Genomic DNA, 12,990 nt, shown 5'->3' on the forward strand with positions numbered 1-12,990 from the left:
CTTCCGTTGTCTCTTGGACTGCCACTTTGAACTGATTTGCCATTCCTACACCTACCCTGTTGCTTTCTTCAATTTAGTGCATCTTCATTGGAAACTGGTATTAGAGCAAATTTGAGCAGCGTTGACTACTTTGACGCCATGTGATGGTGAAGAATCTATACTAATTGCTCATCATAAAAGAACCCCACCCCGCAAGCAGGGAGGGGAACTGGAAGCGTAGGGGATGGCAGGGTGGAGGAAAGAGCGTAGGCTCTTAGCCGAGGCGAAGCGAGCGCTTTTTGCAACCTAAAATTCACCAACTAAGGCGGGAATGCAACGTTCGCACAGTAGGGGATGCTCGGCAGATTTGCTGACATAATCTGAGTAGTTCCAGCAGCGATCGCATTTTTCTCCGTTTGCTTTATCTACGCCAATCGATAAAGCTTCTGTCTGCGAACTGTATTTTAAGCCTTGCAATGCTTCCGGAGAATCTAGCAGTTCTACTTGAGAGGCGATAAACAAGTATCTTAGCTCATCTACACCATTACCCAGTGCTGAGGACTGAGGATGGAGGGCTGAATTTAAATTCAAAGGTTGCAGTAAAGAACGGAACTCCGCATTCGGGACATAAAGTAATACCTTGGCTTCCAGAGAAGAACCAATCATTTTTTCTGCCCTTGCTTGCTCCATCACCTTATTCACCTCAGTGCGGATTTGTCGCAATTGTTGCCAAAATCCTGCCAATTTTGGAGCTTTCCAATGCTCGTCTAACTTCACCCACCCGGCTTCAAACACGGATTTGTAGGGTGTGGGATAGGGGAGATATTGCCAAATATCCTCTGCTGTATGACAGAGAACCGGCGCGATCACTCGTGCTAAATTTTCCAGTGCAATCGCCAAAACTGTCTGACAACTACGGCGACGAGGGGAATCTGGGGCGCTGATGTAGAGCCTATCTTTGGCAATATCCAGATAAAAATTAGACAAGTCAACAACGCAGAAATTCTGCACTGTTTGGAAAAAGCGGAAGAACTGGAAACTCTCAAATGCTTGCGTGACTTCCCCGAAGACTTCTGTCATCCGGTGCAACATATAGCGGTCGAGTTCTGGCAGTTGTTCGTAAGGTACTGCATCTTTAGTTGGGTCAAAATCGTGTAGATTTCCTAATAAGAACCGCGCCGTATTGCGAATCTTGTTTCTAACATCTCCCATCTGTTTGAGGATGTTCTTGCTGATGGGGACATCTGAAGAATAATCCACCGAAGAAACCCACAAGCGCAAAACGTCAGCACCGTAGGGTGGCTCTTCTTTTTGATTTTTGCCCCCATTGATGACAATCGAGGGGTCGATGACATTCCCCAGAGATTTACTCATCTTGCGTCCCTGCTCATCCAAGGTAAAGCCGTGGGTCAAGACAGTTTTGTAGGGCGCGATGTCGTTCGTTGCCACACTCGTGAGCAAACTCGATTGGAACCAACCCCGGTGCTGATCGGAGCCTTCTAAATAGATATCTGCTGGATATTCCAATTCTGGTCGCTGTTTCGCTACTGCCGCCCAAGAGGAGCCAGAGTCAAACCAGACATCCATCGTATCGGTGCCTTTGCGGTAGCTGCGACCGTTATGGCGATAACTTTCTGGCAACAGTTCTTCGACCGGCATTTCCCACCAGACATCCGAACCCTTTTCGGCGATGATTGCCTGTACGTGGGCGATAGTTTCCTCGTTCAGTAGCGGTTCGTTGGTTTCTAGGTCGTAGAAAACGGGAATTGGCACGCCCCAGTTGCGTTGACGGGAGATACACCAATCGGAACGATCCGCGACCATTGCCGTGATCCGATTTTCACCTTGAGCGGGAATCCAGGTCACGGAAGCGATCGCTTTTAGCGCCTCTTCTCTAAATCCCTCCACCGATGCGAACCACTGTTCTGTGGCTCGATAAATGGTTGGCTTTTTCGTTCGCCAGTCGTAAGGATATTTGTGAACGTAGGGTTCCTCTTTCAGTAGCGATCGCGCTTGGCTGAGCGCATCAATCACTGCCTGATTTCCATCACCCAGGACGTTCAACCCCGCAAACTGCCCTGCTTCTTGCGTGAAGTTGCCATCGGCATCTACTGGCGACAGCAGCGGCAAACCGTAGCGTTGACCAACCTTGTAATCCTCATCCCCATGACCGGGAGCCGTGTGAACTAATCCGGTACCAGAATCGGTGGTGACATAATCGCCCCCAATCACAATCGGACTCTCGCGGTCGAAGAGTGGGTGCTGGTAAGTGCTGTGTTCCAAATCTTTACCCGGTACTGTCGCCTTTACCGTGAGATTCGTCGAGAGCGTCGTTGACAACCGTTCCACCAAATCCGCAGCCACTAACAGGTATTTGGTCGAAATCGGCAGAGAATCTGCCTCCACTTCCACCACTGCGTAAGTCAGTTCTGGATTCAGGCTTACCGCTAGGTTGGCGGGAATCGTCCAAGGCGTCGTCGTCCAAATTGCCACACCGAGATCGGGCAAGAATGGTTGCAATTGCGATCGCACGGCTGGCCCCAGATTCGTCATCTGGAAAGCTGCATAAAGGCTGCGCGAGGTATGAGCTGGGCGACCTTCAGAATCTTCGGGATACTCTAACTCTGCCTCAGCCAGCGCCGTTTTAGAACTAGGACTCCAGTGAACTGGCTTTAAACCGCGATAAATATATCCCTTCAGCACCATCTCACCGAAGACGCCAATTTGAGCGGCTTCGTACTCTGGTTTTAAAGTCAGATACGGATGCTCCCAGTCGCCCCAGACACCGTAACGTTGGAAGCTTTGGCGCTGCTCGTCTACTGTATGAAGCGCAAAATCTCTGGCTTTGTGGCGGAGATCCAGAGGTGTCAGATTTTGCCGCTCTGCTGGCTTCATTTGCTGAAGGACTTTCAACTCAATCGGCAAGCCGTGACAATCCCAACCCGGAACGTAGCGAACTTTGCGCCCTTGCAGGAGCTGGTAGCGGTTGATGATGTCTTTGAGGATTTTATTTAAAGCATGACCAATGTGGAGCGAACCATTGGCATAGGGCGGCCCATCATGCAAAACAAAAATTTCGCCGGGATTGTTCTGCGACAGTCGCTCGTAAATTTGCTGGTCTGCCCAAAATTTTTGCAGTTCCGGTTCCCGCTTAATAGCGTTCGCCCGCATATCAAATTGGGTTTTGGGCAGATTAACGGTGTCTTTGTAGTTCCCTGTTTCTGTCACAGTTTAATGCCGAGAAATGATTGAGTTGCTTTCAATCATTATCGGTTACAAATCGCAATCTCTTCAAGTTGCAGCGGAAAAATGAACCGCAAAGATGCACAGAACACAAAGCAAGAAAATGGAATAAGCAGCGATCGCAATCCGATTTTAGCTGTAAGATGCCCGTCCTTCAGATCCCAAACTTCAAGAGAGAAGTCTGGGATCTCGCTTTAGAAAGCATTCAAGACTGCTATATCTTCCGCTGCTTTTTTGGCGCTATGCAACATCTTCGGGATTCATTTTCCTCCTAACCTTTATTTTTAAGTTGGGTTGGGTGGATTTTCTAACGGCTGATTTGCCTGCTCTGTTCCACTCACCGAGTCACTTGTTTCTTCATGGGCTGGTTCTGGAGGTGAAGCTGGAATATGCTTTTCTTCAGCATCTTCTAGAGCAGCTTCCACCAGTTCGGGGTCGGGTGGGTTCGGACGAACGGGTTCGGGCACATTTTCTGGGTTAGCTTCTGGGTTAGCCTCCACCTCTGAAGGTGAGGATGGGGCAGTCTCTGGTGTTATGACTGTTTCTCCTGTAGTTGCTTCTACAGATGCTGGGGGTTCCAAGTCATCCAAGTCTGTGTCTTGGACACTTTCTTCAGATGGGACGGATATTACTTCCATCTGAGATTCCGGCTGGGATTCCGGCTTTGAGGGTGCGGGTGAAACGGGTGGTTGATTGAGTAACACCGTTTCATCCTCATCTTCATCCGTCCGGTTATCCAGCACGGTAACACGGGGTTTTCCGGCGTCGGTGGAGGTAGGCGCAGGTGTCGTCTTGGATGCCCCTGATTGGGGGGTTCCAGTGCCCGATTTGCCCTGAGTCACTTTACTTGCCGTCTGCTGAGCTTTGTCCTTAAAAGTTGCAAATAGACTGGTTATCCGCTGCGGTATGGATAAACTGGTCAGTTTTTCCTGCAATGCTTCGGGACTCGGAATCTCAGTTTGCTGCGCTGCGGGGGTGAGACTGCGTCGTAATGTCAGGGTTTCCCAACCTAACCAACCGACTAGCGCTACGCTAGCGATTTGACCTAGCAGCACACCGCCGGTGATGCGTCCAGCACACACCCATAAAACCAGGGCATAGAACAATCCCACCCCACTCCAGATAAAATCACTCTTTCGGTGTACTTCGGGGAAAAAGAAAGCCGCCATGTAAAGGGCGAAGCTACCGACTGCAACAGCGATCGCTAGGATATATGCCAGCATTTCGTGGATGCTCCAAAACTTGTGTCTATGTTTCAATTCTGCTTGAGATTGTTGACTTAGATACAAATAAAAACTAAATCTGCTGTTTCAATTGTTGATTCTTCGCCGAAGGAGGCGGTACTACTTTTGCGACTCTTAATATCTTCTTTAGGGAAAACTCTCAGGATATCGGGCTACTCTGAAGGAAAAGCAACTGTTCAAAAGCATTGCAGAGTTGAACATTGAATCTTATGACACAGCAGAGCTTTGGTGTGATTGGTTTGGCGGTCATGGGCGAGAACTTGGCGCTGAATGTGGAGCGTAATGGGTTCCCCATTTCCGTCTATAATCGCACTCCAGAAAAAACGGATGCCTTTATGGCTGAGCGAGCGCAGGGCAAAAATGTCTATGCTGCTTATTCCATTGAAGATTTTGTCCAATCCTTAGAACGCCCTCGCAAAATCCTCATTATGGTGAAAGCGGGTGCGCCGGTAGATGCGGTGATTAACCAGCTCAAACCGTTACTGGATGAGGGTGACATCATTATTGATGGTGGCAACTCCTTATTTGACGATACCGCTCGTCGCACCCGCGAATTAGAGCCATCTGGGTTCAGATTTATCGGGATGGGCGTCAGTGGAGGTGAAGAAGGAGCGCTGAATGGCCCTAGTCTGATGCCGGGAGGTACGAAAAGCTCCTATGAGTATCTGGAACCAATTTTGACGAAAATTGCGGCTCAGGTGGATGATGGCCCCTGTGTCACCTACATCGGCCCTGCGGGTGCCGGTCACTACGTCAAGATGGTACACAATGGCATTGAGTACGGCGATATGCAGCTGATTGCAGAGGCATACGACTTGCTCAAGAATGCGTTGGGGCTAGACGCGAACCAACTACACCAAGTATTCGCCGAATGGAATACGACTGATGAACTCAATTCTTATTTGATTGAGATTACAGCTGATATTTTCAATTACCGAGACCCCGACACTCGTCAGCCTCTGGTCGATGTGATTCTCGATGCGGCTGGGCAGAAAGGGACGGGTCGCTGGACGGTGCAGAGTGCGCTGGAGCTGGGGATCGCTATTCCAACGATGACGGCGGCGGTGAATGCCCGGATCATGTCTGCCTTTAAGAAGGAACGGGTGGCTGCTTCGGAGATATTAACGGGTCCTAGTGGCAAGTATGAGGGAGACGCCAAAACCTTCATTAACCAAATCCGTGATGCTCTGTATTGCTCGAAGATTTGCTCTTACGCCCAAGGGATGGCGCTATTGAGTTCGGCGTCGAAGGCTTATTCCTATGACCTGAATTTGAGCGAAACTGCCCGGATTTGGAAGGGTGGTTGCATTATTCGAGCCGGATTCTTGAATAAGATTAAATCTGCTTTCAAGGACAATCCAGAGTTGCCGAATTTGCTCTTGGCTCCTGAGTTTAAGCAGACCATTTTGGATCGCCAGGATGCTTGGCGGGAAGTATTAGCGCAGTCGGCGAAGCTGGGGATTCCAGTTCCGGCATTCAGCGCGTCGCTAGATTACTTCGATAGTTACCGACGCGATCGCTTGCCGCAAAATCTTACCCAAGCTCAGCGCGACTACTTTGGTGCTCATACCTACGAGCGCATTGACAAAGCAGGCTTCTTCCATACCGAGTGGACTCAAGTCGATGAGGAAAGCGTTCAAACCTCTACGCCTGAGCCACTGCAAGCCCAAGACCCTGCGGAAGCTGTACGCACAACGATTACATAAATAGGAGTAGTCGGGCGGGCAATCCCCGCCCGACCGTCGTTGTCGCGATTTCAACAGCTTTTGGCTCCGGACGCCAAAAATTTAGGAAATTTCCAGATGGAGGGTCGTTATTCTTCTGGGTAGACGCTGCGCGATCGCGTCTTTCTCCAGCGTTTTCGGGTGAACATTGAAGGCAACTCCTCAGATCCCCTTTCTCAGACATTCATTACCCAGGTTGTTCTGAATCAAGAACTTGTCTACACGAATTCATGCACAAACTGGATCTGGGGTATTTGCATTCAGCATCCAGGGAGCGGAAAATGGGCGATCGCTATTCTGAGAAACAGTTAGGAATTTGAATTGATGCAAAATCCTTTACAAACGCCTCACAGTGGCTACCAATGGGACGGCACCAGTCAGCGATTCTTTGAAGGTTGGTACTACCGCGTCACCTTACCAGATTGCGGACATACCTTTGCTTTCATGTACTCCCTCGAAGATCCCCTAGGCAATCAACCCCACAGCGGCGGTGCTGCCCAAATTCTGGGCCCAGAAGATAGTTACCTTTGCCGGACTTTCCCAGATGTCAACAAATTTTGGGCATCGCGGGACGTTTTAGCCTTGGGACACTGGGGCAAAACCGATTTATCCACCAAACCTGCCTCCCTCCCTCCAGAGGCTTTTGAGCGTCACGTTCAGGATGGCTATCAAGCCACCGCTACTTGGCATCAGGGAGCTTTACACGATCCGGGCACGGGTTCTCAAGCGCGTTGGCAGTATGAAATTAAACCTGTATATGGATGGGGAAATCTAAATCAGCCACAACAATCAACAGCCGGATGGTTGTCTTCTTTCCCGATTTTTGAACCGGGATGGCAAATTTTGATGGCTCACGGGCTGGCAACTGGCTGGATTGAGTGGAATGGAAAACGCTACGACTTCACCAACGCCCCTGCCTACGGTGAAAAAAACTGGGGGCGCTCTTTTCCTCAAAAATGGTTCTGGCTGAATTGCAATAGTTTTGATGAGTCTCCAGATATTGCCTTAACGGCTGGTGGAGGCAGACGCGGGGTGCTGTGGTGGATGGAATCGGTGGCGATGATTGGCTTGCACTATCAAGGCAAATTTTATGAATTTGTACCGTGGAACTCGAAAGTAAGTTGGAATATTGAGCCTTGGGGCAGCTGGCAAATGCAAGCCCATAACTCCGAATTTGAAGTTGAGTTAACCGCTACTACAAATCTACCGGGGACTCTCCTGCGTGCCCCCACGGAAAAGGGTTTAATCTTTTGTTGTCGCGACACGATGAACGGTCAAGTTGACCTGGAACTGCGCCAACGGGGTGACAAATCTAAAATCATCCTGAAAGCTGGCAGTTCTCTATGTGGATTGGAAACAGGCGGTGGCCCTTGGGAAGAAACCTGGCGGTCTACTTAAATTCAACTGGGTAATGCTGCCCTTAGGCTGCTATGATCGCCTTAGAATTGGGGCTGTAGCTCAGTTGGATAGAGCGAGCGCCTCCTAAGCGCTAGGTCGCCGGTTCGAGCCTGGCCAGTCCCGTTGTCTGCTACTCTCTAAAACAGTTAGTCGCCCAGTGGAGTGTATCTACGTGGACGCTAGCTAGGATAGGGAATTTTAACCAGTAAGCGATCGCGCTTCGTGCGTATCGCTTCCCATGTAAACACGGCTTTTTCAATTGATTGATGATCCTGAAAATTGGTGCTAGCCGACAAAAACACTTGTCTTCCAAGCCTTCGCGCTCTAAAAGTAGATATTCTCGGCTGCTAATGCTCGCTCTACCCGTGGCGCTGTGGTTTGGTTACAAGGAAGTTAAAAAAAGCCTGGTCAAACCCCAGGCAATGTTAGTTTTGGGTGGCTCTACCTCAGCCTTGGAGCGGGAGAAGCTGGCAGCAAGAATGGCTCGTCAGCATTCAGATTTGCCCATCTGGGTTTCTTCAGGTAGCACTAACAAAGCTTACGTTAAACGGGTTTTTGCCAAAGCTGGGGTTGCCCCTAGTCGCCTGCATTTGGACTATCAGGCGGTGGATACGGTTACGAACTTTACGACGCTGGTTGATGAGTTGCAGAGTCTTGGGATCACCAGCATCTATTTAATTACCTCGGACTATCATATGCGCCGCGCCAGAGTCATTGGAGAGATTGTTTTAGGCAGTCGGGGCATTACTCTAAAGCCCGTGATCGTGCCTTCGGACATACCGCAGGAGCCGATTGAGAAATCAATTCGGGATGGAGCCAGAGCCATTCTTTGGGTGACTACCGGCTATACGGGAGCCACCCTCGGTCAGTCATCAAATCAGATTAAGCAGGAATCGTTGCCGTTTCTTTCACCAAGACATAAGGCGACACAATCAGAGCGCTGAATCGCTTGTTTTTGTTGTCGTTCCAATCTTGTTTCTGAGCTTCGGAGGGCTTGTAAATCAATTGTTCGCTAATCCAGTGCTGCACAGAGGAAACATCATCATTAGCGATCGCTACCCCAACATCTAGCAAGTCCAGCTCTTGAGCTACGATAACCACAGCCTCCCGTTCCGCATGAGGCATCAGCCAGTTCCACTCAGCCTCATCTAGCAATTCTGCTAATTCTTCTCTTAAACCCTGCATTTTTACTTGTTTTGATTCCAGTAAATTTTATTTTAATCTATTTTATAGAAGCTGCTACTCTTCATGTCATTCCTCTAAGATTCTGCTTTCATTTCGTCAATTTCAAATAAACTGACAATGACTCCAGTAATCGGAATTGCAATAAAAATTCCAAGTAATCCTGCTACTCTAGCACCTACTAGTAAGGCGAAAAATACAACAACTGGATTAATATTAAGCGAATTTTGCATAATCCGGGGCGTGATGAAATTGTCTTGTACTTGCTGAATTATGATACAAACAACAACTACTTGAACGGCTAACCAAACACTCTGAGACAATAAAATAAGAAAAACAATACCCACCCCTAAAGTAGCTCCAATCCCAGGGATTAAATCGAATAATCCAGCAATAATTGCCAAAAGTAAGGGAAATGGTACATTTAAAATTAAAAAAACCAAAAAAGTAGTCGTAGTCAGAAATAAACATAAAACCATCTGTCCTCGAAAAAATCCGAGAAACTTGCGTTGAATGACAATGGTAAATCTATTTTGTAAATGTGCAGGAACAAGCTTAAGAATAAGCTTCCAAAGCTTTTCTCCATCTAGCAACATAAAAAAAGAAATAACGGAAATTAATATCAAATTAAGAAAATTGGCAAAAAATACTTGTATAGTCGTTAAGCTATAACCGATTCCTAACCCCAGCGATGAGACGATTTGATTCTGAAATTGTTCTTGAATTATGCTCAAATTTACTTGAACATTGAATCTTAAAAGGAATTTTTCTATTTGATAAGCCAAAGGAATTAAAGAATTTAAAAAGGTTGTTAAGCTAGAAATTAATTGTTGCCCTTGCGATACAACTGTTAAACCAACTGTGACAGTAAGACTAGCAATCACGATCATGCCTAGAATAAAGACCACGGTAACAGCAACACCGTGAGGCACAAAACGAGTTAGCGATCGCACGGGATAACTCAGTAGAAAAGCGACAATAGCTGCAAATGTAAAAATGACAATAACTGTTTCAAAGTAAGCTAAAACTTTTACAAACGCCCAGCCAGAAGCAACGAAAAGCAAAAATCTAACCAATGCCAAATTGTTCAGTCGCTGCAAAAGATACTTGGCAGAAGGTTCGCTCATTTCTTTTTGGGATGGTGATTTAATCCAGAATCCCGGTGATTGACTCATTTCTTTATTGAATGAACCAATAGCCGGATATCCAGACAGATTTGGAATAACCTAATCCTACTGAAAGCGCAACTGTCAGGACATCATCCCAACGTTTTAATTTCGCCGAGAAAATCTTGTCTTTTGAAATTCTTTAACGGCCTAAATCGTGTAAAGCATGAATCGCTGTGGCGCATTTTTGCGTTACCGCCTGTAACTCATCCCGGTCTGTTGAATTAGGAGGCTCAATTACCTGACCAATCCGCACCGTTACTGGCACCGGACGCGGAACCAGCGAACCTTTCTTAAAAATCGCTTCCGTACCCCACAAACTAACGGGCAGCAACGGCACCTTCGCCTTAGCGGCAATCAGCGCAGCACCTAGCTTTGGGTCTGAAATTCTGGCGTCTGGCGTCCGCGTTCCTTGTAAAAAGACACCGACTGCCCACCCTTCCTCTAGGAGAGACAGCGCCGAACGAATCGCACTCCGGTCTGCGGAACCCCGCTTGACGGGGTAAGCACCATACAACTTAATTGCCTGCTTCAAAACAGGGACTCGAAACAGTTCTTCTTTTGCCATATACGCTACGGGTCGTCGCACGCAGCAGGACAAAATCGGCGGATCAAAATCACTGGCATGATTGCTAACCACTAGAAGTGGTCCAATCGGAGGAACGTGTTCGCATCCATAAATCCGACCTCGCAGGTAGGCATGAAGCACGGGGCTGACCACCGACCACTTAAACAGGTGGTATAGAACTAAACTCGAAACAGGCTCGCGGCTTCTGCCTAGATTAGATAATTCGCTATCCACCGTACTCTCGCTGTAAACCTTTAACCACCTTGTCTGATTTTTCTCGTTCCCTGGCTGATGAGGGAAGGAGGGAATTTTTCCATTCTCTCACTCGCACGCGCTGTTGCGGTCGCCGGACTTTATTCTGCATTCGGCAACTCTGCAACACTACCCACGTTTTCCAAAGTTAAATCGGGGCAAGTACGTTTAATTAAACCCGTAAGGACTTTCCCTGGACCAATTTCCACAACCTGCGAAATTCCTTGTACTGGCAATTGTAGGGAAATTTCTCGCCACCGCACCGAGCCGGTCATCTGACGGATGAGGCGCTCTTTTAAAATATCAGCGTCCACCGATGGGACAGGTTCCACATTTGACAGCACTGGCACTTGAGCAGAATTAAATGGAACTGACTCCAAAACTACCTGGAACTCGGCGGCAGCTTCCGCCATTAAGGGAGAGTGAAAGGCTCCTGAAACATTCAAGCGGACAACACGCTTAACCTTTACTTGACTTAGCACTGCCTCCACCGCTTCTGGCGTTCCAGAGATGACGACTTGGGCGGAACTGTTGTCGTTGGCTAACACAACGTCGGGGGTCTGCTGAATTTGTTGTTCTAGCTGTTCGCGGTCAAAGCCAATCAGCGCTGCCATCATGCCATCGGACGCACTATCCATAAATTCTGCCCGACGTTTCACTAGGCGCAACCCCGCCTCAAAGTCAAAGACACCGGCGACGTAGAGAGCAACGTATTCTCCCAGACTGTGACCGGCAACGAGGTTAGGTTGATGTCTCCCAGCTTGCATTCGATCCGCTAAAATGCTTTCTACCACATACAGGCTGGGCTGGGTATAAAGAGTGCGGGATAATTTATCTTCCTGACTCTGACAGATTTCTGGTACAGACCAGCCTAAAATTTGCTCGGCTTGCTCAAATTTAGCCTTTGCCTCTGGCAAGTCTAATAAATCCACTCCCATTCCGATTGCCTGAGAACCTTGCCCAGGAAACACCCATGCGGTCTTTGTCATTGGTCATTGGTAATTGGTAATTCGTAATTGGCAATTAGCAATAGGTAATTGGAGAAAAGTTTTCAGTTTTAGAGGCGCAATTGATCGCGTCTGAGTTTTGGCTTAAAAAATTTCTTTCTTGCCTTAAAACTCAATCCTTAACACTCCTAACTTTCATTACCCACTACCGATCCACCTATCGAAAATTATTGGAAGCGGAGATCCGACCTCCGCAAAATTAAAAATCTAAAATTGATTTATCTGCCCCATTGGAAAATCGCTGCGCCCCACGTTAGACCCGCGCCAAAGCCGGAAGTAGCAATCATGTCTCCTGGTTTAATTTTGCCTTCTCGCACTGCTTCATCCAGCGCTAAGGGAATGGAAGCAGCAGAAGTATTGCCGTAGTTAGCAAGATTGCTAATGACTTTTTCGGCAGGAATCTTTAAGCGTTGGGCGACGGCATCAAGAATTCGCTGATTGGCTTGATGTAAAAGCAACCAGTCAATTTGTTCAATGCTGATATTTGCGCGAAACATTGCTTTTTCCAGCACTTCCGGCACTTTTTGCACGGCAAAGCGATAAACTTCCTTGCCGTTCATGGTGATGGGGTGGTAAGTGCCAGCTTGGACGTTGATCCCAGGAACCAGTTCTTTAGGCTGTGCCGTGTAGGCTAGGCTGAGGGATTTGTGCTGGGTTCCATCACTGCGGAGTTCAAATCCCAGCAGGCGATCGCGATCGCTCGCCTGCATGACAATGGCACCAGCACCATCCCCAAATAACACGCAGGTTCCTCGATCTGACCAATCTACCCAGCGCGACAGAATATCAGCCCCAATCAGCAAGACATTTTGATAGACGCCGGTGCGGATAAACTGCGATGCCGTAACTAGACCAAAGACAAATCCAGAGCAAGCGGCTGTTAAATCAAAAGCTACCGCCCTAGATGCTCCCAGTTGAAACTGAATTGCTGAGGCACTCCCGAACAAATCATCGGCAGTTGAGGTTGCCAGAATAATTAAATCCAGGTCTTCTGGGGCGATCCCAGCCATTACGATCGCTCTTTGTGCCGCGAGTGTGGCGATCGAACTTAAGGACTCCTCACCCGCTAGCCGTCGCTGACAAATCCCGGTGCGGCTGGCGATCCAATCATCGGAAGTATCTACCAGCTGAGTGAGTCCATGATTATCCAGAGAACCTGAGGGGATCGCAGAGCCGCTTCCGGTAATGGCGACGCCGACGCCTGTTTGTTGCAACATTGCTCTCCAT

The 12,990-nt window shown here is 48.2% G+C and carries 12 protein-coding genes and 1 tRNA gene; 4 read left to right on the forward strand and 9 right to left on the reverse strand.

Going from position 1 to position 12,990, the window contains the following annotated elements:
• Positions 1-285: 285 nt before the first annotated feature.
• Together ileS and NDA06_RS24415 are read right to left on the reverse strand one after the other, a co-directional pair.
• Positions 286-3,207, reverse strand: a complete 2,922-nt coding sequence (gene ileS, locus NDA06_RS24410; protein ID WP_190986215.1) for an isoleucine--tRNA ligase — start codon at positions 3,205-3,207, stop codon at positions 286-288.
• A 299-nt stretch (positions 3,208-3,506) separates the two neighbouring features.
• Positions 3,507-4,445: a Ycf66 family protein gene (locus NDA06_RS24415; protein ID WP_190532488.1), complete on the reverse strand. Its 939-nt coding sequence runs from the start codon at positions 4,443-4,445 to the stop codon at positions 3,507-3,509.
• Between the two features lie 230 nt (positions 4,446-4,675).
• Between NDA06_RS24415 and gndA the strand changes: the two genes are divergently transcribed.
• Positions 4,676-6,172, forward strand: coding sequence for an NADP-dependent phosphogluconate dehydrogenase (gene gndA / locus NDA06_RS24420; protein ID WP_190668479.1), 1,497 nt, complete (start codon positions 4,676-4,678; stop codon positions 6,170-6,172).
• On the opposite strand, the gene NDA06_RS24425 is transcribed toward gndA, so the two are convergent.
• Positions 6,165-6,374 (reverse strand): hypothetical protein, encoded by a 210-nt coding sequence (locus NDA06_RS24425; RefSeq protein WP_190986214.1) that lies wholly within the window; start codon positions 6,372-6,374, stop codon positions 6,165-6,167. The two genes, gndA and NDA06_RS24425, sit on opposite strands and share 8 nt — an antisense overlap.
• 140 nt (positions 6,375-6,514) lie before the next feature.
• Between NDA06_RS24425 and NDA06_RS24430 the strand changes: the two genes are divergently transcribed.
• From NDA06_RS24430 to NDA06_RS24440, 3 genes are all read left to right on the forward strand, one after another.
• Positions 6,515-7,588: a tocopherol cyclase family protein gene (locus NDA06_RS24430; protein WP_190986213.1), complete on the forward strand. Its 1,074-nt coding sequence runs from the start codon at positions 6,515-6,517 to the stop codon at positions 7,586-7,588.
• A 49-nt stretch (positions 7,589-7,637) separates the two neighbouring features.
• Positions 7,638-7,711 (forward strand) — tRNA-Arg (locus NDA06_RS24435).
• A 143-nt stretch (positions 7,712-7,854) separates the two neighbouring features.
• Positions 7,855-8,532, forward strand: a complete 678-nt coding sequence (locus NDA06_RS24440; RefSeq protein WP_190428839.1) for a YdcF family protein — start codon at positions 7,855-7,857, stop codon at positions 8,530-8,532.
• On the opposite strand, the gene NDA06_RS24445 is transcribed toward NDA06_RS24440, so the two are convergent.
• From NDA06_RS24445 to NDA06_RS24470, 6 genes are all read right to left on the reverse strand, one after another.
• Positions 8,471-8,773 carry a DUF2288 domain-containing protein gene (locus NDA06_RS24445; protein WP_190415638.1) on the reverse strand — a complete coding sequence of 101 codons (303 nt, stop codon included), beginning with the start codon at positions 8,771-8,773 and terminating at the stop codon, positions 8,471-8,473. The two genes, NDA06_RS24440 and NDA06_RS24445, sit on opposite strands and share 62 nt — an antisense overlap.
• Before the next feature lie 74 nt (positions 8,774-8,847).
• Positions 8,848-9,897, reverse strand: coding sequence for an AI-2E family transporter (locus tag NDA06_RS24450; RefSeq protein ID WP_190441275.1), 1,050 nt, complete (start codon positions 9,895-9,897; stop codon positions 8,848-8,850).
• A 181-nt stretch (positions 9,898-10,078) separates the two neighbouring features.
• On the reverse strand, positions 10,079-10,738 hold the full coding sequence (locus tag NDA06_RS24455) for a 1-acylglycerol-3-phosphate O-acyltransferase (RefSeq protein WP_190684607.1): 660 nt from the start codon (positions 10,736-10,738) through the stop codon (positions 10,079-10,081).
• Positions 10,731-10,868 (reverse strand): hypothetical protein, encoded by a 138-nt coding sequence (locus NDA06_RS24460; RefSeq protein ID WP_190428837.1) that lies wholly within the window; start codon positions 10,866-10,868, stop codon positions 10,731-10,733. Before NDA06_RS24460 ends, NDA06_RS24455 begins: the two co-directional genes overlap by 8 nt.
• Entirely contained in the window at positions 10,858-11,745 is an 888-nt protein-coding gene (gene fabD / locus NDA06_RS24465; RefSeq protein ID WP_190415641.1) for an ACP S-malonyltransferase, read from the reverse strand. The genes NDA06_RS24460 and fabD overlap by 11 nt, the downstream gene beginning before the upstream one ends.
• Positions 11,746-11,981: 236 nt before the next feature.
• The gene (locus NDA06_RS24470) at positions 11,982-12,980 is read right to left on the reverse strand and encodes a beta-ketoacyl-ACP synthase 3 (protein ID WP_190415643.1); all 999 of its coding nucleotides are present in this window, start codon (positions 12,978-12,980) and stop codon (positions 11,982-11,984) included.
• Between the last annotated feature and the right edge of the window lie 10 nt (positions 12,981-12,990).

Origin of the sequence: Trichocoleus sp. ST-U1 (assembly GCF_039961835.1) — a bacterium.
In the GTDB taxonomy this organism is placed as follows: Bacteria; Cyanobacteriota; Cyanobacteriia; order Cyanobacteriales; family FACHB-T130; genus FACHB-T130.